The sequence below is a fragment of the Hyphomicrobium sp. CS1GBMeth3 genome (assembly GCF_900117455.1).
Classification (GTDB): domain Bacteria; phylum Pseudomonadota; class Alphaproteobacteria; order Rhizobiales; family Hyphomicrobiaceae; genus Hyphomicrobium_C.
In genome coordinates, this window is the sequence record NZ_FPHO01000003.1 from 1 (window position 1) to 23,388 (window position 23,388).

Sequence of the window (23,388 nt, forward strand, 5' to 3'; positions counted from 1 at the left end):
CCCGCTTCGAGTTCCGCTGGAAGGATCAGTTCAACCTGTCGCTCGACCCCGACACGGCCCAGAGCTTCCACGACGAGACGCTGCCCAAGGAGGCGCACAAGGTGGCGCACTTCTGCTCCATGTGCGGCCCCAAGTTCTGCTCCATGGAGATCACGCGCGAGGTTCGCGACTATGCCGCGCGCCTGAACGAAGCCGCCGTCGAGACGACCCAGATCGATCCCGAATCCGATCCCGCGTCAGGGCCTGCCCTGGAGCGGGAAGCAGAGGCCGGCATGCGGGAGATGAGCCGCAAGTTCCGCGAGCTCGGCAACAAGGTATACGTCACCAAAACCTAAGGTTAGCGGCCGAGGGTAGGCCAACTGCAACGAATCGAGTGTAAAATCGGGCCATCTTCTCTGGAACTGCGAGGGCTGGCCCGATGAAGATTAACCGTATCATTCTGCTCGGCGTAGCGACCGCCTTGGGGCTACCGCCCGTTGTCACCTCCGTCCGCGGCGCCAACAAGGAAGTGCCTAAAGACATCATCGCCGTGCAGATCCGCAAGCAGGGCTTCGAGTGCAAGAACCCTGAGAGCGCGAAACGCGACAATCCCGATTCGAAGCCCGACGAGGCCGCCTGGATACTGAAATGCGAGGGCGTCACCTATCGCGTGCAGCTCATTCCCAAGATGGCCGCCAAGGTCGAGAAGCTGTCCGACGAAGAGAAGCCAGGCGAAACGCCTCAGCCCCAACAGCAGCAACAGTAGCTAGCCGGCCCCAAACCGCGCGACCGACCGCACCTTTGCCTTCGCGGCCTCGACATCGCGATCGCGCGGCGGTGCTAGCGTGACGAGCGAGCTCATGAGAACCTGCGCCGCCTTCGTGACCTCGTCCACGGCCCGGTTGAACGCCACCTCGTTGGCCTGCGAGGGACGCGAGAAGCCCGAGATCTTGCGCACGAACTGAAGCGCCGAGGCGCGGATCTCATCCTCCGTCGCCGGTGGCGAAAAGTTGTAAAGCGTCTTGATGTTACGGCACATGGCGAGCCTCCGGAAACGCTGTCGACACTCTAAGGACGTCCCCGCGCGCCGCATTCCGACATGGCGTCAACGTCGGGTAGCGATCAGTTCACCGCCGCCGTCACCGGCTTTGCGATTTCCGCCTCCACCGCCTTCACCAGGCGGCCCGCGTCCGGCGCCGTCTGCGAATAGAACGACGTCACCAGCTTGCCGTCGCGCCCCACGAGATACTTGTGAAAGTTCCACTTCGGCGCGTTGAGCCAGCCGAGCTCCTCGCGCGCCCACTTGTAGAACGGATGCGCCCCCTCACCGGAAACGACATTCTTGTCCGTGAGCGGGAACGTCACGCCAAAAATACCTTCGCAGAACTCCTTGATCTCGCCGGCCGCCTTCGGCTCCTGGGCGCCGAAATCATTCGACGGCACCCCGATCACGGCAAAGCCCTGCCCGTCGTACTTCGCGTGCAACGCCTGCAGCGCCTCGTATTGCTTGGTGAAACCACAGAACGAGGCCGTGTTGACCACCAGCAGAACCTTGCCGCGGAAGTCGGCGAGCGGCATCGGCTTGCCGTCGATCGACGTGAACGAGAAATCCCAAGCCGTTTTGGTGCTCATGTCATCCGCTCCGGCAGCACGTGCCGCTCCACAAAGCGCGGCGAACCCGAGAAGGGCGCCGGCGAGGGCTGTCCTAAGTCCCATGCGAGCCTCCAATCCGATCGCGTGCCGCTCAAGCTTGAGATGTAGAGGCACGCTGAGTGCCGTCAACCCTGCAAGCGGACACGGCATGCGACCTGACGCGGCCATCCGGTTGCAACAGCTATCCAAATCGTAACTTTGCAAGTTTCGCGAAGCATGGCACGCTTCGAACAGGTTTCAACAACTGGAAGGAGGTGATCCGATGTCGAGTGGGATCTTGAGGACGGCGATGTCGCGGTCGCTGGGTTTCAAGGCGGATCTTCCTCTGGGAACGGCCTGAGCCAAGCGAACAGCGGCGCGGCGCCACAACCGCCGCCAACGCCGCCGAAGTCTCACGGGGGCTGCCCACAAGGGCAGCCCCTTTGATTTTGTCCACACGCAAACCTCACTCGACGGCGCGATCCTCGTAGGCGCTGCCGATGCCGGGATCGCGTACAACCGCCGAAGCCCACACGAACACCTGGCTGCCATCACGCCGCTCGAGTTTTACGTAGTCATCAAACCCGCTACCGATCTGCGGCTGGTCGAGTAGTCGTTCTCCCGCATCGAGCACCACGCACCCGGCGGGCGGCGTGCCCTCGGGCGCCGCTGGCCCTCCGCCCTCCCTGTCGAGCGCCACCAGCGTTTCTCGATCCTGGCATCCGAGCGTCGAGGATTTGATCATCCAGGCGTCCGCCTGCGCAGCCGAGCTGGCCGCAACAAGCGCGCCGAAAGCAATAAGTTGACGCTTCATGCTAAGTTTTCGGCGAAACATACGCAATCTCAGTATGGATCGGGATCACCGCCCGCATCGACCTCATCGGCAGGATTGGGAAAGAGATCCTGCCGCTCTGTTTCGCTCGGATTTCTACCCCCCGTTTGATCGTCAAGCACCTCGATTGCGAACTCTGAGGTTCGCGCGGGCTTGGGATCCCCGGACTTTACGTAGTCGAATACGAGGTTCGCCTGTCCGGCGGCGAGGCCGGTCACGAGCACCTGGTATTTCTGAGACGCACCGAGCAGCGGACGTTCGCCAGGCTTCACCGCAGGCTTCGCATAGCCGAGAGCTTGCACAGTGATGATCGAGAAATACTGTTGCGCCCCATCCTGCATTACCCAGGTATAGCCGGTCGACGGGTTGCCATCGAGTTGCAGCGTCGCCGTCTCGCCCACGGAAATCTGGACAGGTGTCCCTTGCGCAAGGGCCGCATTCGCAGCGCCCACGATGCTAATCAAGCAAACGACGAGCCCACGCCACGCATCACGCCGCAGACTGGATTCAAGCATGCGAACCTCTCGGATGATAGGAATGCGGATCATCGCATGACCGGCGCGCACGCGTCTATCGCGTCGCACGTACGAATGACGCATTTGCTCTGAGCGGATTACCGACCAACTCCAGCTCATTCCGCGACGCATCCAGGCCAACTTCGGACCCCAATCGCCATGCCCCTGCTCACCTTTCACCTCGTCGAAGGCCGCACCGACACCGAGCTCAAGACCCTGCTCGACGCCGCCCATCGGGCCATGCTGGCGGCCTTCAAGGTTCCCGAGCGCGACCGTTATCAGATCGTTCATGAGCATAAGCCCTCGCGCTTTATCGTCGAGGACACCGGGCTCGATATCCCGCGTACCGAAAAGGTCGTCGTCGTCCAGGTTACGACCCGCCCCCGCGGCCGCGCCGCCAAGGAGCTTTTCTATCGTTTGCTGGTCGAGGAGCTGGAACGAAGCTGCGGCATCGCCCCAAGCGACGTCATGGTGTCGATGGTTGAGAACAGCGACGAAGACTGGTCGTTCGGCCTCGGCCGTGCCCAGTTTTTGACCGGCGAGCTCGGCGGAAACGGCGGCGACTGACCGCCCCCTGACAGCGAGCTGGGGCCGCCAAGTAATTTTCGCGTCAATTCACTCTTTAACGACGAATTTCCTCCATCTCACCGCATTTGTGTCCATATTGACACCCGGTTCCATGCGTCAGGGGAGGTTAGCGTGTTCAGTCGCGGTTCCAGTTCCGATCCAAGCTTACCGAAGCCACCGAGCCCGCCGAGCGGCCTGCAGCCGCCCGCGCCGCCGGCAACCAATGGACGTGCATCGCCCTTTGGAGCGGCATCCACCATGGGCACGTCCGTGATTGGCACTGACCTCACCATTCTCGGCGAGAAGATCACCATCATCTCGCAGAACAAGCTGCAGATCGATGGCGACATCCGCGGCGACGTCACCGGCAAGCAGGTCGTTATCGGCGAGGAAGGCTCCGTCGTCGGCACCGTCTGCGCCGAGCAGATTGAAGTGCGTGGCGGCGTCCGCGGCGCCATCAAGGCGCAGTCGGTCACCCTGCACCCGACCTCCGTCGTCGACGGCGACATCTTCCATCAGACGCTGGCGATCTCCGAAGGCGCCCAGTTCGACGGTCGCGTGCGCCGGGCCAGGGATCTCGCCGAGATCGCGCCCAATCTCGACGTCAGCAGCTATCCGGCGCCGCAGCCTGTGACGGCAGGCTAACGAGCTAACGGGGGAGCGACGATCGAGCTCTGTTCCGACCGCGGGAGAGAGCTCGATCGTTTTTTATGCCGGCACCGACAGCCGCTCGAGGCTAGAACGGCCTGCGTCCGACGCTGTTGGCATCGATGCATGCGATATAGATGCGGTTGTCGCGTCCCACGTGCTGGCAAACATTGCGCTTGAGATTGGGATTGTTGCGGATCGCGGACGCCGAAACCTTGACGCCGTACTCGCGCGCCACCGTCGCCACGAGTTCATCCTGACAGTAAGGCGTCGCGATCGGCGACCCGTTGACGATCTGATTGCCATTGACGCACTTGATGCGCGCATCCGCCGGATGCGAGGCCGCAGCCAGAACCAGCGGCGCGACCGCGATGGCGAGCGCCACACGGGTGCCTGCGCCGAGCAGGCTGGACTTGAACGGAAAGGTCATGGAAGGCACTCCGGAAAAAGCCGCTGCCCGAGTGATCCGGCACGCGGCAGGCTACGATGTGCGGCCTTACTATCCGGGCGAGACATAACGAGCTGTGCCGCACGGAACAGGCGCTAAGGGCCCCGCCGTCCGGAGCGCCGCTGCCTTGTTTGAGCTATGCCGACCGGCCCTGGTTTCAAGGGATGGGAACAGGCCCTGGTGCCGGAGATGATAGCAAGCGACGGGAGTCATCCTTCGTATTGCACTGCTTCGCGTGACACAAAGTCGCCGCATTTTCAGAGACTTGGCCGCAAAGCATCAGACGCCTCGTCTGCGGCGTGCCGTCGCACTTATGGCGAAGACAGAGTAAAAAGCGAGCTAAATCAATACGCGAATATACGTATCCGAACGCCGTTCAGCGAAGGTCATTGATTTCGCCAAATTCGGCTGGTCAGGTGCGCCCACCAGAACGGGGGGCAATATGAGCCTCTCGGAAAACGGAGCGACTTAACACGTTCTGGTGTTGCGCTGAGGCTTTCTCTTCGCATCGGGATCCCATCCTTTTGGACTTTCAAAGAGATCCGCCGAAGTGGCGGATGGCCGAAGTTTTGTCCCTTGGGGGACCGGCGGCCTTGGGGATCCCGTCTGAGCCGCGGCACTGTCGCTGGAATGAATGGAGATGAGATCATGCGAGTTCTCGCATTGGGCGCCGTTGCTGCGCTTTCGTTCGGCCTGATGGGCACTATCCCCGCGAGCGCCAACCACGACCATCGCAGCCATGCCTCCGATAAGGAGCATCACGCGAAGAAGAAGGTCTACAAGAAGAAGGCCAGCTACAAGCACCGCAAGGCCGCGCGCAAGCACACGACGACTTACCGTAAGACCGCCAAGCGCGCGAAAGCCTACAGCGGCTCTCACGCCAAGAGCGGCATCGCTTCCTACTATTGGCAGGGCCAGAAGACCGCCTCGGGCGCGCGCTTCAATCCCAGCGCCATGACGGCCGCCCACCGCACGCTGCCCTTCGGCACCAAGGTGCGCGTCACCAATCGCAACAACGGCCGCTCGGTCACCGTGACGATCAACGACCGCGGTCCCTTCATCAAGGGTCGGGTGATCGACCTGTCGAAGGGCGCCGCTGGCGTCATCGGCATGCAGGGCTCGGGCCTTGCCCCGGTATCGATCGAGGTTCTCGGCCGCGGCTGATCGCCAAAGCCTTCTCGAGTTGCAGAGGCGAGCCGCAAAAAGTGGCTCGCCTTTTTTCTTGCCAATGCACGGTGCATTGATCGCTGTTCCGCAAGGGACTTGGGGCGCCGGCAAAATTCGATATATTGCGGAAAGTTGTTATCCGTGACGTGGACCGCGCAATGAAACCGAAGCCGAGCAGCAAGGAACGGGATGCGGCGATCCAGAGCATCCGCACGGCCATGGTCGAGAAGAAGCTGACGCAAGCGGAGCTTGCCGACGCGGCCGACTGCCACGAAAAAACCATCCAGAACTTGCTGCACGGCAAGCCCGTGCGCGAGCAGACACTGTTCGACGTGGCCATGGTCCTTGGCCTCGACTATCAGCGCCTCAAGGAATCCTGGTTCGGCAGCATGTCGACGTCCCAGCCCATGGAGCTCAAGGGCGAAGGCGGCGTCGTGGCCCCCGTCTACATGGGCGCCTACACGCGCGCCGCCGTCGACCACTACATCGGTAGCTATCTCACCGTCCGCCCGGCCTTCGCCAAGCAGGACGCCATCGTCGCCTACCGCACCGACATCGTCTGGGACCCGGAATGGCCGAGCCTTCTGTTCGAGGAGCGTGAGCGGCCCGACGCCCCCTTCTCGCACCGCGGCCGGCTCTACGTGCCGGCGTCCTCCATGTACATTCACCTGGTTTCGCTGACGAAAGGCGCCATGCGCATGGTGCTCGTCTCGCAGATCGACCAGACGGGTGAAATGCGTGGGCTGATCACGACGCTGAACAAGCAGCGCGCCATGTTCGTGCCGGTCTCCTCACCCATCGTCTACCTGAAGCGGCAGGAGTTCAAATCGCTTGCACTCGGCGAGATCACGCCCAAGCACCCCGAGTACAACATCTACAAAGCCTATCTCGAGACCGCGCTCGACGAAGGCTACGCCCGCCTCGTCGGCCCATAAACGGCCTCTACGGCGTATCGACGCCTGCCTGCCTCCCAACCGCGTTCGCGGAAGCAGCCGCGCCGTCATCGACCCCACCGTCGCTGTCGCCCTCAGCCGCAGGCGACGTGATGCGCGCCCGAAAGCGTGCTGCGAGATCGACCGTCTCCCGCCTTCCGACCGAGGCGAGATGCTGACCGATCCATTTGTGCGCCTGCGTGCGGCCCGCCGAATGCAAATAGGTGAAGAGACCGAGATCCGGCTTCAGCTTGCTGTCGTCCGATAGCGAAGCCGTGTAGCGCCCGGCCTCGATCAGGTGAAACCGGTGCGCTGCCAGCACGCCCTGCGGACCGCGCTTGGCACCGAAGCGCCCCCGCAACGCCTCGCGCACGGAAAGGATCTGCTCCACGTCGCGCAGAAGCGGCGCGTTGAACGTGAGCCAGTTGACCGCGCCCGCAATCTCGCGAGCGCCCTTCGGCAACCCGCGCCGCTCGAGCGGATTGATCTCGACGATCAGCGTATCGCGAACCGGGCTCTCCGCCGCCAGTGTGATGAGATCCGGGTTCTTCGAAAAGCCACCATCCCAATAACCGACACCGTCGATCTCAACCGTTCTATGCAGCGTCGGCAGGCACGCCGAGGCGAGAACGGCATCGACGCTCATTTCATGAGTTCGGAAAAGGCGCGGCCGCCCGGTTGAAACTTCCGTGGCCGCAATCAGAAGCTTGACCGGCACCTTCTCGCGGATGCTCGCGAAGTCGATGGTGTCGGAGAGCAGCGTGCGCAGCGGATCGTAACCGAGCGGATTGAAATCGTAGGGCGAGAACATGCCTGCGACGTGCGCGAGCGCCGACGAGCTGCTGAGGCCAGCAAGAAACGGATTGAGACGCAACAGGTCGGGCACACCAGCGCGGTGCACGCCGTCCCACACCTCGCGCAGCTTGGCGCGCGCTGCCTCGCGCCCGCCCGCTGCCAATCCGCAGGCCAGCGCCACCGCGTTGACCGCGCCCGCGCTGGTACCTGAGATCCAGCCGAAGGAGACATCCTCCTCCTCGAGCAGCCGATCGAGCACGCCCCACGTGAAGGCACCGTGCGCCCCGCCGCCCTGCAAAGCCAGATTGATCTTGAGACGACGTCTGAAGCGAGGCAAGCCCGATGCTCCGGAGCGGCTTTCTGGGTGCGGCCGACACTAGCACGAACCCGCCGCCGGTCTGCCCCGCAATCGGCCGCACGGAAGGCCATTGCACGCCCCATTTGCGACACGTCCAAGAACACGCGTCAGACGGAGGGCGTCGCGAGATCACGGCGATCGATCGTCATCACCTCTCCGTCGACGGATGTTAGCCCGCGCGTTTCGCAATTGATGCGCAGCGCACCGTCCTCGCGCTGCATGCGGATCAGATAGTAGCGCGCGAGCGGCTCGCTCTTGTGCGAAAGCCCCGCCGAAGCAGACGGCACGCCGAGCACGGGAATGCCTCCCGCCGAATAGCGCCGCCACGCCAGCATCTCGCGATGGTTGTGTCCGTGCAGCACGAGCTCCGCGCCATGCTGGTCGAGAACATCGGCGAGCGCGGCCGCATCCTGCAGCGCGCGTTGCGGCGGCGCCTGCCCCGGCAGCGGCGGATGATGGATCAGCACGACGCGAATGTAATTTGCTGCACCCAGCCTCTCGAGCGCCAGCGCAAGCTGCGCGATCTGGCCGTCACCAAGCCGCCCCGCCGCCACGAACGGTGGCGTTGGAATGGCCGAGCACAAACCGATGAAGGCCACCGGGCCTTGCGTCTTCACATAGGGGAATTGCACGCGTGCATCCGTGCTCCACGACTCGCTGTTGCGCATGAACGGCCCCCACGTCACGAGGCACGAGTCGCCCCCGAGCCGCCCGGTGTAGATGTCGTGATTGCCGGGCACCACCGAGACGCGATCCGGGTCACCGAGCCCTTCGAGCCATGTCAGCGCCGCCGCGTACTCGCCCGGCAAACCAAGGTTAGCGAGATCCCCCGTTACCGCGATATGATCGGGCGCATGCGCCAGCGCATCGGCAGCGATCAGGTCCGCGACTGATCGCAGATGCACATGGCGCCGTCCGCGTTGCCAGTTTAGATACCCAAGAGCCCGCTTCGTGTTCCAGTGCCTGAAGTGCAGGCCCGAGATCGGCGCGAGGTGGACATCGGAGAGATGCGCAAGCGTGAACGTGTCGGTCATGGGCCCTCGAGCCGGACAGGCCCATCCCCAGGAGGTCGGGTGTGTTGCCTGAGAAGCTGATCCGCAAGGCACTGCAGCGGTACTGGCGCTACTCTCGCGGCTTGACGCTGGGAGCGCAAGGCGTGGTTCTCGACACGGAGAACCGTGTACTGTTAATCCGCCACACCTACCGTCCCGGCTGGCACTTTCCGGGCGGCGGCGTCGAGCGGGGAGAGACGCTCGAGGACGCGTTGCGCCGCGAGCTTCACGAGGAGACCGGCGTTACCTTGACGGGCCCTCCGGAGCTGTTCGGTCTCTACGCGAACCACAACCTTTTCCCGGGCGACCATATCGGCCTGTTTGTCGTCCGCGCCTGGGCGCAGCCGGTTGTGCCTAAACCCAATATCGAGATCGCCGAGCAAGCCATGTTCCCGTGGGATGCCCTCCCGGAGGCCATAAGCCCGCCAACCCGCGACCGGGTGCTCGAGATCATGGGCGCCCGCCCGCGAACACCGCATTGGTCGCGCCCGGCGTTACCGTGACGCGCCGCAGCGCCCTGGACCGGCCCTGGCGCGCGTGCTAAAGGCGCGCCCCATGAGCACCTGGTCCACATTTCTGCGCGAGAGCTTTCAGCGACGAGCCGAGACGCCGCGCCATGCGCGCTGACGCCGCCGCTCGCCCCAACCCACGCCAGGACAATGTTCGATGCTCGCCAAGACGCTCTACCGGCCCATAGCGCCGGAGGATGTCCCCCTTGTCTCCGCCCTTCATGACCGCGTGTTCGGCCCCGGCCGCTTCGCGCGCACGGCCTATCGCATCCGCGAGCAGATGGAGGCCGGCAGCTGGGCCTCGCGCTTCTGCCGGCTGGCCGCTGCCGAGGACCACTTGGTCGCTGCGCTGCGCATGTCGGAGGTCACGATTGGCGGTAAGCCCGGCGCGGTTCTGCTAGGCCCACTCGTCGTAGCCCCCGAGCACGCCAATCAAGGGCATGGCCGCGCGCTGATCCGCGAGGCGCTGGACGCAGCCAAGGCCGGCGGCGTGCGGATCGTCATTCTGGTGGGCGATGAAAGCTATTATGGCCGCGTCGGCTTCAAGCGCGTGCCGCCGGGCGCCATCACGATGCCCGGCCCCGTCGATCCGGCTCGCGTGCTCGCCGTCGAGCTCGCCGATGGCGCCCTCGCCGACTACAGCGGCCTCGTTGCCGGCCGCTGACGCGCAAGCCTGCCCTCAATCCTCGAATGGATCTTTCATCAGGATCGTGTCGTCACGCTCCGGACTCGTCGAAAGCAGAGTCACCGGGCACTCGATCAGCTCCTCGATGAAGCGCACATACTTGACCGCCTGCGCCGGCAGATCGGCCCAGCGCCGTGCACCCCGCGTCGACTCCGACCAGCCTTCGAACGTCTCCCAGATCGGCTCGACGCGCGCCTGCGCGTTGGCGCCGGCCGGCAGGCGGGCCAGTCGCTGTCCGTCGAGCGAATAGCCGACGCACACCTTCACCTCGGGGAATCCATCGAGCACGTCGAGCTTTGTGAGTGCGATGCCGTTGATGCCCGAAACCTTGGCCACCTGCCGTACGAGCACAGCGTCGAACCAGCCGCAGCGGCGCTTGCGCCCGGTCACCGTGCCGAACTCATGGCCGCGCTCGCCAATCGTCTCGCCGGTCTTGTCGGTCAGCTCGGTCGGGAACGGACCGGCGCCGACGCGCGTCGTGTAGGCCTTCGCGATGCCGAGCACGAAACCGAGCGAGTCGGGCCCGATGCCCGATCCCGTCGCGGCCTGCGCCGCCACCGTGTTCGAAGACGTCACGAACGGATACGTGCCGTGGTCGACGTCGAGCAGCGCGCCCTGCGCGCCCTCGAACAGGATGCGCTTTCCGGCGCGCCGCTCCTGGTCCAGAAGATCCCACGTCACGTCGATGTAGGGCACGACCTTCGGCGCCACCTCGGCCAGTTCGGCCAGCACCGCATCCTTACTGACCTCGGGCTTCCCGAGACCGCGGCGCAATGCGTTGTGATGCAGCAGCATCCGGTCGATCTTCCCGCCGAGCGATGCCAGATTCCTGAGGTCGTGCGCTCGGATCGCGCGGCGTCCGACCTTGTCCTCGTAGGCCGGACCGATGCCGCGCCCGGTAGTACCGATCTTGCCCTCGCCCGCCGCCTCCTCGCGCATGACGTCGAGCTCGCGATGGAACGGCAGGATCAGCGTCGCATTCTCGGCGATGCGCAGGTTGTCCCGGCTGATCTCGAGCCCCTGCTTGCTGAGCTTCTCGATCTCGGCGACGAGCGCCCACGGATCGACCACCACGCCGGCCCCGATCACGCCGAGCTTGCCAGGCCGCACGACACCGGACGGCAACAGCGACAACTTGTAGGTCGTATTCCCGATGACGAGGGTATGGCCCGCGTTATGACCGCCCTGGAACCGCACCACAACATCGGCGCGCTCAGAAAGCCAGTCGACGATCTTGCCCTTTCCTTCGTCGCCCCACTGCGCGCCGACGACCACGACGTTAGCCATTCTCTCCACCGCTTGTCATGAAATGGCCCCGGCTGATGAGCCGGGGCCGGGACCATCGAACCTAGGTTTAAAGGGCTCTCCCGAAAGAAGAAACCTTTTCCTTTGCTGCGAAAACACCGTTCGATTTCTATGGCTTACCCCAGCCCTGGCATAGCCGTTCGCCTACTGCCGGTAAATCACCGACTTCGCGGACGGCCAGGACACACGATACCCGAACTCGATCGTCTGCTCCTGATCCGGCTCGAGCTTGCCCTCCCAGACCAGGACGCCGCGCCGGTCGTCCACGTTCTGGCGCGTCGGCGCCTTGCCGCTGAGATCGACCTTGATGTCCTGATTGGCCGAGACAGGGATCTGGTCGAACACGGCAAAATCGATCGCACGCTCGTGCATGCTTTTCACCGTAATGAGGTAGTTGCGGTTGTCGGTGCGCGAGGTCGAGATCAGCCCCGTCTCCCCGCGCGTCTCAGCCGAGATCGCGTGCCGCACGCGCACCAGATCGTCGACGCCGAAGCCGAGCTCGTGCTCTTCGCCGGGCGACAGCGTCGGCAGTCGTCCGGTGCCGACGAACGTGCCGTCACGAAACAGGGAGACGGCACCCGGCAGAAGCGGTGCGCCCTTCGGCAGCGTGAGCTTGGCGTAAAGGTAAGCCTTCGGCTCCACCTTCGGCACGGCACGCACGGTGAGCTGCGGCTCGATCGCTTCCGCCCCAAGCTGAACGCGCTTGGCTTCCCCCGTCTCCGGAATGCTGAGCCGCCCAGGCACCGCGAACAACGCGTGGAACGGCGCCTGCACGATCTCGGCCGGACGCTCAGAAACCGCACGCCGCGCCCGCTGGGTCTGCGCGAGTTCTTCGCGCGCGTCCGGCTCCGGTGCGGCTTCAAGTGCAACGCTATCCTCAAAGGCATTCCCGGCGGCAGGCGCGCTCGCCACCGGCATAGGCGGCCGCGGCTCAGGCTCGAAATCGACGATCAATGGCCGCAACTCGGGCGCCGAAGCCCCGGCAGACGGCCGCGTCGTGGACAGAGTCAGCGCGACGTTGTCCCAGCTCTCGCCGGTCTTCTGACTGATCGAGGCGCGACGCGCGAGATCGATCCGCGGCGCCGCCGTCTTGGAGCCGCTGTGCAGGCGCATATCATAGAGCGGCGTCCACGAGGCATGCGAAACCTGATACCGCACCGTGATGTCCGCCTCGAGCGGCGACTGCGCGACGACGAACACCTTCGCTTCCGTGCGCTCCGTCTTCTCTGGCGCGATCGACGCCAGCTTCTTCTCGAGATCGTCGATCTTGCGATCCGTCTCGCGGATCCTGACCTGCGCGTCCTCGATGGTGCGCTGCGCCTCAGCCGAACCGGCGGAGATGAGTGCCAGAACTGCCGTCCAGTCCTCGCTGCGCTCGGCGCCCGCAGCCGGAGCCGGACGCGTCGGAAGCTGTGTGAGATTGTTGATCAGCGCCTTCTGCGTCTCCGCCGCGTGAACCTGCGCATCGAGCCGCGCCCGCGCATCGCGCAGCGTCTCGATCTCGGTCTCGATCTGGCGGCGCTCCGAGGCAGACTGTTCGGCGTCCGCCCGCGGCACGAACAGGCGCCGCGTATCCACGGAGCCGATCTCGAGCTTGCCCGACGCCGTTCCCTCGACACGGATCGAGCCATCGACGGCCCCGGTCGGCAGATCGCGGAAAACGATCGTGTGCTCGCCCTTGTCGAGTTGAACCTTGGCAATGCGCACCACTTCCGCGCCCATTGGGAACACCGTCACCGCATCGATGCGCGATACCGCATCCACCTCCGCCGCACGCGAGGCTTCCGCACCGACTGCAAGCAACAGAAGCGCGACGGCAACGACCTGCTTCACGGGACAAGACCTCTCGGGGCTGGAGTTAAGAACGATCCTAAGGTGAGCGCGCATTATGCCGGGCGTGGGGCAGCACCCGCCAGGCTTCAGGTGCGGTCGTTTAGCGACGAATTTATGACGAGCACCGCCAATTAACTTTGCTGCGAAGCGAAACGGGGCCGGCTTGCGCCGACCCCGCCGAGGCACTGAAGCCCACGAAGGCGCGAGCCCGATACGCAAAAAACCAGGGGCCGCGCCTTCAATCTCTATTTGAATGCTACCGGATAGGAGGGCGCCGGGCGGTCGAGACGGAAGCGCCCACTGAACAGTAGGTCGTGCGAGACGATATCGTGAACCTCGAACGGGCTGAGCAATTCGGGATCGTCGTAGGTCCTGACGGCGCTCGTCTTGATAGATCCGAGATCGGTATAGCGATAGCCGAGGTCGAGCGTGAAGCGGTCGGTGACGTCGTAGCTCAACCCCGCATAGAGCGCCCACGCGAAGTTGGTCGTCGTCTTGTCGTTCACTGCGTAGGCGAAACCACCTGTCGGCACATTGATGTCTTTGTAGCCCATCGTGGTGATCGAGGTCAGACCGACACCGCCGCCGACATACGGCGTCACGCCATGCCACGTGCCGAGATCGATGTAGGCATTGAACAAGCCGAGCCAGCTTTCGAGATTGGCCGAATGATCGTTGGTACCGCAGCCCGAGCCAGGACAGGGACCACCGTTGTTGTACGAGTCATGCGCAACGAAATGCTGCTTGCCGCGATACTCGCCCGTGATGTCGAAGCGCAGCCACCGGCTGTGCTCGACGCCGATGCCGATGCCGTAAAGCGGTGCGCTCTTGATGTCCTTGTGATGGATCGAGAAGTCGCCCGACGCGTACTCGCCGGTCCAAAGCCCGCCCGGCTCCGAGTTTGTCATGCCGATGGTGCCCTTGAGGTACCACGCGCGGCCCGACGGCGCGGGCGGCGGGATATCCTTCACGCTACCGTATCCAAGATCGGCGGCCTGTGCCGGCGCAAACGACACAGCGAGCACGGCTGCGCTGACGGCTGCGCCCACGAGGGCGCAAACGCGTGAGATTCTCATCAACAATCCCTTTCGAAGAGTGTCCCGGCGCGGGCGCACACAGGACCGGACACGACGCAGCACTGGCATCGCCGGGACTTTGTCTTAGAACGTTTAATAGGGGCTTAAACGGCGCTTCGTTTTGCGACGCGCCTCAGCTGGAGCACCGAAAAACATACATCATTCAAAGGATAGCGAACGGCAAGCCTGCACCGTCCCGCGAACAACAGCGATCAGATAAACCGTACGAAGAGGACGCGTCTCAGGCGGCCGCCTGCGCGGCCTCTTTCACCGCCTCGACGATCTCGCCAACCACCGTCTGGACAAGCTGCTGGTCATCGCCCTCCGCCATGACGCGGATCACGGGCTCGGTGCCCGACGGACGAATGACCAGACGTCCGCTGTCGCCGAGTTGCTGCTTGGCACCTTCAATGACCTTACGCACGCGCTTGTCTTCAAGCGGCCGGCCGCTCGAATAGCGCACGTTCTGCAGCACCTGCGGAAGCGGCGTGAAGCGCGCGCACACTTCCGACACAGGACGTCCCGTTGCCACGACGCACGCCAGCAGCTGCAGCGACGACACGAGCCCGTCGCCTGTCGTCGTGAAATCCGAAAGCACGATGTGCCCCGACTGCTCGCCGCCGACATTGTAGCCATGGCGCCGCATGTGCTCGACGACGTAACGATCACCCACCGGCGTGCGCACCAGCGAAAGCCCCTGCCCCTTGAGATAGCGCTCAAGGCCAAGGTTGCTCATCACGGTCGCAACGATGCCGCCCGCGCTGAGCTTGCCGCGCCGTTGCCAGCTTTCGGCAATCACCGCCATCAGCTGGTCGCCATCGACGATGTTGCCTTTCTCGTCGACGATCACCACGCGGTCCGCGTCGCCGTCGAGCGCGATGCCGATGTCTGCTCGAACTTCACGCACCTTGTCGATCAGCGCCTCAGGCGCAGTCGAACCGCACTTGTAATTGATGTTGCGTCCGTCGGGATCGACTCCGATCTTGATCACCTCGGCGCCGAGCTCCCACAGCGCTTCCGGCGCCACCTTGTAGGCTGCGCCATGCGCGCAATCGATGACGATGCGGAGCCCGTTGAGCTTGAGGTTCTTCGGCAGTGTGCGCTTCGCGAACTCGATGTAGCGCTCTTGCGCGCTGTCGACGCGCGTCGCACGACCGATGCGATCGGAAGGCGCGAGCAGCGGCTCGGCGGGCCCGTCGATGAGCTGCTCGATTTCGAGTTCCACGTCGTCCGACAGCTTGTAGCCGTCCGGATCGAACAGCTTGATGCCGTTATCGCTGTAGCGGTTATGCGAAGCCGAGATCATGACACCGAGATCGGCGCGGAGACTCCGCGTCAGCATGGCAACCGCGGGCGTCGGCATCGGGCCGAGCAGGAACACGTCCATGCCAACAGAGGTGAAGCCGCTCATCAGCGCTGCCTCAAGCATGTAGCCGGAGAGACGCGTATCCTTGCCGATGACGACGCGATGCCGGTGCGTGCCGTTCTGGAAAAGCTTTCCGGCCGCCATCCCAACCTTGAGCGCGACCTCCGACGTCATCGGATGCTTGTTCGCAAGCCCCCGGATACCGTCCGTGCCGAAATAGCGGCGTGTCATCTCAACCCCTTGCCCGGAAATCCAACCCCACGCGATTTTAGGGCCGTTGCGCGCCGGGGCCAAGGCATGTCTTTGTAGACGCCCACCGGTTTTGGAACGCTTAACACCGTTCGAAAAAACCGCTTCTTCCGGCGCCTCGGCCCCTACGCCAGCCCCGCTTCTGAACCCGCCTCCGCCGCCTCCCACACCGCCAGCGCCTGCCGGGTTTCTGCCACGTCGTGAACGCGAACGATCTGGATACCCTGCGCCACCGAGTGCAGCGCAGCAGCGAGCGACCCCGGCACCCGGTCCCGCGGCGCCTCCACATTGCAGAGCTGCCCGATCAGCTTCTTGCGGCTGGCACCGAGCAGCACCGGCACGCCGAGGCCATGGTAGAGGCTCATGGCGTTGAGCACGGCCACGTTGTGATGCAGATGCTTGCCGAAACCGATGCCGGGATCCGCAATGAGGCGCGACTTCGGAATGCCGGCTTCGAGGCAGGCCCGGATCCGCTGCTCGAGAAAATCGAACACGTCGAGTACGACATCGCTGTACTGCGGATTGTCGTTCATCGTCTTGGGATCGCCCTGGGCGTGCATCAGCATGACCGGCAGCCCGCTCGCCGCCGCCACCTCGAGTGCCGCCGGATCGTACGTCAACGCCGAGACGTCATTCAGGATATCGGCGCCCGCGGCCGCCGCCCGCCGCATCACCGCGGCCTTGCGCGTATCGATGGAGATCAGCGCGTCAGTTTTAGCCCTGAGCCCCTCGATGACGGGGATGACGCGGCGAAGCTCGTCGTCGACCGACACGGTGTCCGAGCCCGGACGCGTGGACTCGCCCCCAATATCGAGGATGTCCGCACCCTCCTCGGCGAGCTTCAATCCATGCGCGATGGCCGCCGTGGCACTGTCGTGCAGGCCGCCATCCGAGAAGCTGTCGGGCGTCACGTTGACGATGCCCATGATGCGCGGCCGATCGAGCGAAAGCCCCGCAAGCCGCGGTCGCGGCGCGCGGATCTCCTCGATGAGGTCCGATGCCGAGAGCGTGTGGCGGCCCCAATCACGCTCGAAGAGATCACCGAGCCCGATCGTACGCCGCACCGTGCCCCCCGGCGCGCGCTCGAGCACCTCGAGCGCCGAGAACGCGAGCGGCCCTCCGGCGAGCGGTAAACCGCCCCAGATCTCCTGCGGAGCCTCCGACTCCGGCGTGCCAAGCCGCGCCCAATAGATGCCGAGCGGGCGGATGTAAATCGATCGCTGCATGGAAGTCTCTTCAAGCAGACCGTGATCACTTCAGACCCTACTCGCTCCGATCGTCGCGCCGCCTATCCGGCGTGACGTGAAACGGCAGCGAAACAAAGTCCGAAACGTGCATCATCGGTCACATCAAAACAGAACGGCCGCGACACCGTCGCGGCCGTTGCGAACTTAAGCGAGCCTGTGCCTCAGCATCAAGTCTGCGGCTGAGGCTCCATGCCGCCGGCGCCCGGCTCCTCGCGCGGACGCGAGCGGCCAGCCGTCGGCACCGCCGAAGCGGGCGAGCCCTTCGAGTTGTCATCGTCACGCCGCACGATCGTCTCGCCGCGCATGATCGCCGCCACCTCCTCGCCGGAGACGGTCTCGAAGTCGAGCAGCGCCTTGGCCACGGCGTGCAGCTTGTCGATGTTCTCGGTCAGGATCTTCTTCGCCTTCTCCTCACCCGTGTGAATGAGATTGCGGATCTCCTCGTCGATGAGCTTCGCGGTCTCGTCGGAGAGGTTCTTGGTCTGCGTGACGGAGTGCCCGAGGAACACCTCCTGCTCGTTACCATTGTAGCGGACGCGCCCGAGCTTGTCGGACATACCCCACTCCATGATCATGGCGCGGGCGAGCTGCGTCGCCATCTGGATGTCGCCCGTCGCGCCGTTGGTCACGTTCTCCGGGCCGCCGAGCAGGATCTCGGCCTCACGGCCGCCGAACAGCACGGCAAGGCGCGCCTCGCACCACTGCCGCGTGCGGCTATGCCGATCGCCTTCCGGCAGGTTCATCGTCACGCCGAGCGCACGCCCGCGCGGGATGATGGTGACCTTGTGCAGAGGATCGTACGGCACGGAGAGACCAACGATGGCGTGGCCCGCCTCGTGATAGGCCGTGTTGCGCTTCTCCTCCTCGCTCATCACCATGGAACGCCGCTCGGCGCCCATCATGACCTTGTCCTTGGCGTCCTCGAACTCGATCTGCGTCACGAGCCGCTTGTTGCGACGTGCGGCGAGCAGTGCCGCCTCGTTGACGAGGTTGGCGAGATCCGCGCCCGAGAAGCCGGGCGTGCCGCGCGCGATGACCTTGGGATCCACGTCGGGCGCCACCGGCACCTTGCGCATGTGCACCTTGAGGATCTTTTCGCGACCCGCGATGTCCGGGTTAGGCACCACGATCTGCCGGTCGAAGCGGCCCGGACGCAGAAGCGCCGGGTCGAGCACGTCCGGACGGTTCGTCGCCGCGATGATGATAATGCCCTCGTTGGCCTCGAAGCCGTCCATCTCGACGAGCAGCTGGTTGAGCGTCTGCTCGCGCTCGTCGTTGCCGCCGCCGAGGCCCGCGCCGCGGTGGCGACCGACGGCGTCGATCTCGTCGATGAAGATGATGCACGGCGCGTTCTTCTTCGCCTGCTCGAACATGTCGCGCACGCGGCTCGCGCCGACGCCGACGAACATCTCGACGAAGTCGGAGCCCGAGATCGTGAAGAACGGCACGTTCGCTTCGCCCGCGACCGCACGCGCGATCAGCGTCTTGCCGGTACCCGGAGGACCGACGAGCAGCGCGCCGCGCGGAATGCGCCCGCCGAGCCGCTGGAACTTCTGCGGATCGCGCAGGAACTCGACGATCTCCTCGAGGTCGGACTTCGCTTCGTCCACGCCCGCCACGTCCTCGAACGTGACGCGACCCTGCCGCTCGGTGAGCAGCTTAGCCCGGCTCTTGCCGAAGCCCATGGCGCGTCCCGAGCCGGACTGCATCTGGCGCATGAAGAACACCCAGACCGCGATCAGGAGCAGCATGGGGAACCAGTTGAGCAGCACGGACAGGATCGACGGCACGTCCTCGTCGGAAGGCCGCGCCTTGAACTTGACGTCCTTGGCCTTGAGCCGCTCGACGAGCGAAGGATCCGATGGCGCATAGCTCGAGAACGGCGCGGCGTTGTCGCGCATGGTGCCGTAGATGCGGTTGCCCGCCAGCGTCACCTCCGCCACCGTCCCGGCATCGACCGCGTTGAGGAAGTCCGAGTAGCTGATCTCAGCACCCCGGCGGGTCTGGTTCGGACTGTTGAAAAGGTTGAACAGCGCGGCGAGCAGCACGAAAACCGCTACCCAGATCGCAAGCTTCTGAAAATTCGGATTCATCTGATTTCCCGAAAAAGCCGGCAACAGGGATGGAAGTGAGCCGGCTTGGATCCGCGTCTAATAACTGGAGTTTAAGATAGGTGCCGCACCTGAGTTTGCCAAGTTTAATGCCCCCGCCAGCACGAGAGATGACACGACAGCCTTCCCAACTCGTGAAGCGCGCGCCTTGAGCTAGCGCAACTCCCGCTTAAGCCCCAGAAATTCCGCACGGAAACGGTTGTCGCTGGGCGCGCCGGAAAGGCTCGGCACGGCAAGCAGACGCTCCTCCGCCCAGATCGAGGGCAGGCCAGCCGCCGCCCGCGCAGGAGGCCGGTCCTTGGGCGCAAGCCGCCCCCTAAGGGTTGCATAAGCTTGCAACCCCAGCGGCCGCACGACCACCGGCTCCATCGCCGCGGGCCCCTCCCGGGCCGCCATCCCGACGCCGTCGTCGCCCGGCGCATCGGCTTCCGGCACCGCGTACCGGAGCCGGAACCGCATGTCCCATACCGCCTCGTCGCCCGGCGTCAGACGCAGCGTCCGGAGCGTATGGTGGCCGGGCTCACGGTAGAGGCGCAACGTCGTGCGACCCTGCGAGACGATGCAACCCGCGAGCGTCTGCGCCATGGGACGCCCCCGCGCGAGCGCCGCGACCAACGCTTCCACCTGAGACAGCTGTGCCGGCCGCGCCTCGCCCCCGAAGGCGCCAATCAGCCGCGCCAGAAGACGCACGCGGATTTCCTCCGGCTCCGCCTCCCACGCAGCGCGCTCAAGCGAGCCATAGACGCCCCCATGCTCATCGACCAGCGTCCTGAGTTTCGCCTCGGTGACCTGATCGAGCGCATCGCGCGCCCGCCAGAGCCGCGTGGCGCTGAGCGCCAGCTTGTCGTTCGAAAGGCCGAGCGCCACGAGATGATCGCGTGCCCCCCTGAGCCGCACGCGCTCGAAGTCGAGGCGCTCGTTGGAAGGATCGTCGATCCATGTGCTGCCAACCTCGCGCAGCATGGCGATGAGTGAAGCCTTGCTGAGCGCCAGCAGCGGTCGCACGAGCTGAACCGAGCCATCCGGCAACAGCGGCCGCACCGGCGCCATGCCGGCAAGACCGTCGAGACCGCTGCCGCGGCCGAGCCGCATCAGCAGCGTCTCCGCTTGATCGTCACGCGTGTGCGCCGTCACCACCGCCGCCGGCGTATCGGCGCGCGCATGCGCGACGAGCAGCGCGTAACGGGCTTCGCGCGCCCGCGCCTGCAACGCCGATCCCGGCTTGTTGCCGCCCCACACGAGTGTCGTATGCGAGAACCCCAGCGCCTTCGCCCGCTCGGCCACCCAATCCGCTTCGCGCGCCGAGCTCGCCCGCAGGCCATGATCGACCGTCGCAACGTCGAGCATCAGTCCGGCGGGTGCGCGCCCCGACGCCACCCATCGCGCGGCGAGCACCATCAGCGCCATGCTATCAGACCCGCCAGAGACGGCGAGCACCGCGCGCTTGAAGGGCGCGAGAAGCGGGCCGAACAAAAGATCGAGATCCTGATCGTGCACGGTCAGCTCGTCCGAGACCCTCTCGGCCCCGGCGAGCCGCATGGCACGCTCAGAGCTTTTGCAATGAAACCCAGGCACGATCCCGGCGACCCCGCCACCGATCGGTCACGGGCAGCCGATTCTCTGCCGCTCGCTGTCGGCCTTGGCCTTGATCTGCACAGGCGCATTGGGAAACTTCGAACCGACGCCACGCAGCGTCGCGCAAGCGTCCTGCCGCTTGCCGAGCTGGGCGAGCGACATGCCATGCTTGAGCTGCGCATCCGGTGCCTTGCTGCTCGAGCCATAAGCCGAGACGACGAGATCGAACGCCTCGGCGGCATCGGCGTAGTTCCGCTGCACGTAGTGCGACTCGCCGAGCCAATAGAGCGCGTTCGGTGCCAGCGGATCCTGCGGATGGGATTTGAGGAAGTCTCGGAACCCGGCCTGCGCCGCGCCGTAGTCCTGCTGCAGTAGATAGCCATAAGCTGTCTCGTAGAGCTGCTTCGAGCTCATGCCACCACCCGGCTCGATGGCGGCCAGCTGCCCACCGCCCGCCGCCGGCGGCAGCGACTCGGAGCCATAGGTCGGCGGCGGCGTCGGACCACCGTAGGTGGCCGGCGGCGGCGCACCGACGTTCGGTCCCGGTTGAGGAGGACCGAAACCGGCGCCCGGATCGTCGAGGCCCTGCGGCCCTGCGGTATCGGATGTCACGGTGGTGGAGCCGAAACGGCTCGCCTGAGGCGGCTCCTCGAACCCGCCGAGCTCCGACCTGCGCTGTGGCCCGCCGCCCGCGCGAAACTCCTGCGAAAGCTGCTCGACCTGCGCGGTGAGCGCCCGGATCTGCGTTTCCAAGCTGTCGAGGCGCGCGCGATCTCCACCGCCGAGGCCTCCGCCACCGGCGTCGGAGCGAGCGGGCGCCGACACGGTGCCGCCCGTGCGCGCCAGCGATTCCAGCGTGCCGATCACGACCTGCAGATCGACGAGCTGGCCTTCGAGCTGCTCGACGCGCTCACGCAATCCAGCATCGCCCCCGCCGGCGGGCCCCTTCTGCTGCGCCTTGCCTTGCGCGCCTTTGACCGTCGGCAACTCCTCGCTCACCACGCCCTGCGCCACGGCACCGCCCGCGCCCCAGAGCAACGCGAGCATGAGGCACGCGGCCCCTCGCGCGGCACGCGCCGTCGGAACTGGCTTGGACTGCATGAGCGAAACGCCCTCCTTCGTTAGATCTTGAGGCAAAGCCTATCCCTGCACGGTTCCGGATGGAAGGCGACAGCCCATTCCGGCACCCCAAAAGGCACGCACGCTGTCCGCCCTCTGCCCACTCTTGTCAACTTGAACGACGTCCTTTCGAGGCCGCAGGCCACGGATGGCTTACTGCATCGGCGGCCGGCCTGGTCCGGGCTGGTCATCCCCGTCGGCGTGGCGCACGGGGCGAGTTTCGATACGGCGCATGAGCAGGATCGTCACCGCGCGCCGGTTCTGCGCCATGCACTCGGGGGCTGGGCAATCGGAGACGCGGCCTCCACCTCCCCGCCCGTAAGCAATGATCCGCTCCGCACCGACGCCCTCCGCGATTAAGCGGTCGCGCACGACGGCGGCGCGCTCCTCGGAGAGGCGCTGCACGTCCTCGTCCGACATCGCTCCATCGTCGGCATAGCCCTCGATGGCCACGTAGAGATTCGGAAAGCGGATCAGAAATCGCGCCTGAGCCTGTATGACGCCACGAGCCCGCGAGCCGAGCCCCGCGTTGCCGGTCCCGAAGAACACGCGGTCTCCGGCATCGGAAAGAAACTGCCCGTCGACGGCAGGCGAAACGCGCGCACGCAAAAGCGCGGTAGGCGACACGGCCTGCGAGATCCCGGACAGCACCGACGCGCTATCCACTCCGCCATTCCTCGCCCGCGGCGTGGGTCCCGTGACGCTGCTGCGCGCCGCGGGAATAGCCTGCGGCTCGCCTGTGACGCCTCGATAGATTTCGCCGAGCTGCTGGCGTGCAGCCCGCGCGCGCGCGCTTCCCGGATCTTGCGAGATCACCTGCTCGAAGAGCCGCTGCGCCTCCTCGCGACGGCCCGCTTCGAGAGCTGCGGTCCCGGCCTTATAGAGATCCTCAGCACTCTTCTCGGCGGACGGTTTGGAGCTCCACCCCGGGAAGAACCAGCTGCCGACGCCCTCATCGCTCTCGCGCCTGCGCTCGGGCACACCCTCGAGCGGGTCCACGACGGAAAATCCATCGTGCGGTGTGTTGAGGTCGAATGGATGGGTGTTGTCGGGCAGATCGTTGAATCCAGCGCCATTTTGCGCCTGCGCCACGGCTGCACCACAGAATGCCACGGCGGCAAACCCGCCGACCATTGCGCGCGCGCGCCAGTGTGATCGGATCGCCGTCTGAAGTCGCGGCGCGCATCCTATGCGCAAGCTTGGCACCCTAATCTCCCGCAATCGGATGAGCCAAACGCCTCTGTCGTCAAGACAAAAGCTGTGCGCTTCCAATACGGCCAAACTTTGCCAGGGGGTGGCCCGAAGGCGGGCAATACCGCGACCGGGAAATGACTGTGACAGCTTTGTTACGCTGCCTTAGGAGAGCGACCGCCAGCAACCGGCTCCGC

The 23,388-nt window shown here is 65.1% G+C and carries 24 protein-coding genes; 8 read left to right on the top strand and 16 right to left on the bottom strand.

Translation table 11 applies throughout. From position 1 onward, the window contains the following. Window positions 1-335 (top strand): phosphomethylpyrimidine synthase ThiC (locus CS1GBM3_RS07300; protein ID WP_171946453.1); only part of this gene is annotated, 335 nt, incomplete at its 5' end. A gap of 83 nt (window positions 336-418) precedes the next feature. Then, entirely contained in the window at window positions 419-745 is a 327-nt protein-coding gene (locus CS1GBM3_RS07305) for a hypothetical protein (protein ID WP_072393857.1), read from the top strand. Here CS1GBM3_RS07305 and CS1GBM3_RS07310 read toward each other — a convergent pair whose 3' ends face one another. The 4 genes from CS1GBM3_RS07310 to CS1GBM3_RS07325 all read right to left on the bottom strand — a co-directional run bounded on the left by CS1GBM3_RS07310 (window position 746) and on the right by CS1GBM3_RS07325 (window position 2,958). Further along, window positions 746-1,018: a DUF2277 domain-containing protein gene (locus CS1GBM3_RS07310; RefSeq protein ID WP_072393860.1), complete on the bottom strand. Its 273-nt coding sequence runs from the start codon at window positions 1,016-1,018 to the stop codon at window positions 746-748. It lies immediately after the preceding gene. An 83-nt stretch (window positions 1,019-1,101) separates the two neighbouring features. Next, window positions 1,102-1,611 (bottom strand): glutathione peroxidase, encoded by a 510-nt coding sequence (locus CS1GBM3_RS07315; RefSeq protein ID WP_072393862.1) that lies wholly within the window; start codon window positions 1,609-1,611, stop codon window positions 1,102-1,104. 466 nt (window positions 1,612-2,077) lie between these two features. Then, window positions 2,078-2,425 carry a hypothetical protein gene (locus CS1GBM3_RS07320; RefSeq protein WP_072393865.1) on the bottom strand — a complete coding sequence of 116 codons (348 nt, stop codon included), beginning with the start codon at window positions 2,423-2,425 and terminating at the stop codon, window positions 2,078-2,080. A 29-nt stretch (window positions 2,426-2,454) separates the two neighbouring features. Further along, entirely contained in the window at window positions 2,455-2,958 is a 504-nt protein-coding gene (locus CS1GBM3_RS07325) for a protease inhibitor I42 family protein (protein ID WP_171946454.1), read from the bottom strand. Window positions 2,959-3,117: 159 nt separating this feature from the next. On the opposite strand from CS1GBM3_RS07325, the gene CS1GBM3_RS07330 reads away from it, so the two are divergent. Both CS1GBM3_RS07330 and CS1GBM3_RS07335 read left to right on the top strand, forming a co-directional pair. Further along, window positions 3,118-3,525 (top strand): tautomerase family protein, encoded by a 408-nt coding sequence (locus CS1GBM3_RS07330; protein WP_072393870.1) that lies wholly within the window; start codon window positions 3,118-3,120, stop codon window positions 3,523-3,525. A 258-nt stretch (window positions 3,526-3,783) separates the two neighbouring features. Beyond that, a complete protein-coding gene (locus tag CS1GBM3_RS07335) occupies window positions 3,784-4,170 on the top strand; it encodes a bactofilin family protein (RefSeq protein WP_072393873.1) in 387 nt (128 codons plus the stop codon). A 91-nt stretch (window positions 4,171-4,261) separates the two neighbouring features. On the opposite strand, the gene CS1GBM3_RS07340 is transcribed toward CS1GBM3_RS07335, so the two are convergent. After that, window positions 4,262-4,603: a hypothetical protein gene (locus tag CS1GBM3_RS07340; protein ID WP_072393876.1), complete on the bottom strand. Its 342-nt coding sequence runs from the start codon at window positions 4,601-4,603 to the stop codon at window positions 4,262-4,264. Window positions 4,604-5,269: 666 nt separating this feature from the next. Between CS1GBM3_RS07340 and CS1GBM3_RS20070 the strand changes: the two genes are divergently transcribed. Both CS1GBM3_RS20070 and CS1GBM3_RS07350 read left to right on the top strand, forming a co-directional pair. Beyond that, the gene (locus CS1GBM3_RS20070; RefSeq protein WP_072397299.1) at window positions 5,270-5,785 is read left to right on the top strand and encodes a septal ring lytic transglycosylase RlpA family protein; all 516 of its coding nucleotides are present in this window, start codon (window positions 5,270-5,272) and stop codon (window positions 5,783-5,785) included. A 161-nt stretch (window positions 5,786-5,946) separates the two neighbouring features. After that, window positions 5,947-6,723, top strand: coding sequence for a helix-turn-helix domain-containing protein (locus CS1GBM3_RS07350; RefSeq protein ID WP_072393879.1), 777 nt, complete (start codon window positions 5,947-5,949; stop codon window positions 6,721-6,723). A 7-nt stretch (window positions 6,724-6,730) separates the two neighbouring features. Here CS1GBM3_RS07350 and CS1GBM3_RS07355 read toward each other — a convergent pair whose 3' ends face one another. Together CS1GBM3_RS07355 and CS1GBM3_RS07360 are read right to left on the bottom strand one after the other, a co-directional pair. Further along, window positions 6,731-7,852: a patatin-like phospholipase family protein gene (locus tag CS1GBM3_RS07355; RefSeq protein WP_083567298.1), complete on the bottom strand. Its 1,122-nt coding sequence runs from the start codon at window positions 7,850-7,852 to the stop codon at window positions 6,731-6,733. 128 nt (window positions 7,853-7,980) lie between these two features. After that, on the bottom strand, window positions 7,981-8,907 hold the full coding sequence (locus tag CS1GBM3_RS07360) for a metallophosphoesterase family protein (protein ID WP_072393882.1): 927 nt from the start codon (window positions 8,905-8,907) through the stop codon (window positions 7,981-7,983). A gap of 41 nt (window positions 8,908-8,948) precedes the next feature. Here CS1GBM3_RS07360 and CS1GBM3_RS07365 point away from each other — a divergent pair, with 41 nt between their 5' ends. Continuing rightward, window positions 8,949-9,428: an NUDIX domain-containing protein gene (locus CS1GBM3_RS07365; RefSeq protein WP_083567300.1), complete on the top strand. Its 480-nt coding sequence runs from the start codon at window positions 8,949-8,951 to the stop codon at window positions 9,426-9,428. Window positions 9,429-9,591: 163 nt separating this feature from the next. Further along, window positions 9,592-10,098, top strand: a complete 507-nt coding sequence (locus CS1GBM3_RS07370; protein ID WP_072393885.1) for a GNAT family N-acetyltransferase — start codon at window positions 9,592-9,594, stop codon at window positions 10,096-10,098. Between the two features lie 15 nt (window positions 10,099-10,113). Here CS1GBM3_RS07370 and CS1GBM3_RS07375 read toward each other — a convergent pair whose 3' ends face one another. The 9 genes from CS1GBM3_RS07375 to CS1GBM3_RS07415 form a co-directional block, all read right to left on the bottom strand. After that, window positions 10,114-11,406, bottom strand: a complete 1,293-nt coding sequence (locus CS1GBM3_RS07375; RefSeq protein WP_072393888.1) for an adenylosuccinate synthase — start codon at window positions 11,404-11,406, stop codon at window positions 10,114-10,116. A 162-nt stretch (window positions 11,407-11,568) separates the two neighbouring features. Continuing rightward, the gene (locus CS1GBM3_RS07380) at window positions 11,569-13,257 is read right to left on the bottom strand and encodes a mucoidy inhibitor MuiA family protein (RefSeq protein ID WP_083567302.1); all 1,689 of its coding nucleotides are present in this window, start codon (window positions 13,255-13,257) and stop codon (window positions 11,569-11,571) included. Window positions 13,258-13,502: 245 nt separating this feature from the next. Further along, a complete protein-coding gene (locus CS1GBM3_RS07385) occupies window positions 13,503-14,333 on the bottom strand; it encodes an outer membrane protein (RefSeq protein ID WP_072393891.1) in 831 nt (276 codons plus the stop codon). Between the two features lie 241 nt (window positions 14,334-14,574). After that, window positions 14,575-15,930: a phosphoglucosamine mutase gene (gene glmM / locus CS1GBM3_RS07390; protein WP_072393894.1), complete on the bottom strand. Its 1,356-nt coding sequence runs from the start codon at window positions 15,928-15,930 to the stop codon at window positions 14,575-14,577. 143 nt (window positions 15,931-16,073) lie between these two features. Beyond that, entirely contained in the window at window positions 16,074-17,174 is a 1,101-nt protein-coding gene (gene folP, locus CS1GBM3_RS07395; RefSeq protein ID WP_072393897.1) for a dihydropteroate synthase, read from the bottom strand. 188 nt (window positions 17,175-17,362) lie between these two features. Continuing rightward, window positions 17,363-19,288 (bottom strand): ATP-dependent zinc metalloprotease FtsH, encoded by a 1,926-nt coding sequence (gene ftsH / locus CS1GBM3_RS07400; RefSeq protein WP_072393900.1) that lies wholly within the window; start codon window positions 19,286-19,288, stop codon window positions 17,363-17,365. Between the two features lie 171 nt (window positions 19,289-19,459). After that, a complete protein-coding gene (gene tilS, locus CS1GBM3_RS07405) occupies window positions 19,460-20,845 on the bottom strand; it encodes a tRNA lysidine(34) synthetase TilS (protein ID WP_083567307.1) in 1,386 nt (461 codons plus the stop codon). Between the two features lie 63 nt (window positions 20,846-20,908). Further along, a complete protein-coding gene (gene ybgF, locus CS1GBM3_RS07410) occupies window positions 20,909-21,982 on the bottom strand; it encodes a tol-pal system protein YbgF (protein ID WP_083567309.1) in 1,074 nt (357 codons plus the stop codon). 171 nt (window positions 21,983-22,153) lie between these two features. After that, entirely contained in the window at window positions 22,154-23,206 is a 1,053-nt protein-coding gene (locus CS1GBM3_RS07415) for an OmpA family protein (protein WP_139247838.1), read from the bottom strand. Between the last annotated feature and the right edge of the window lie 182 nt (window positions 23,207-23,388).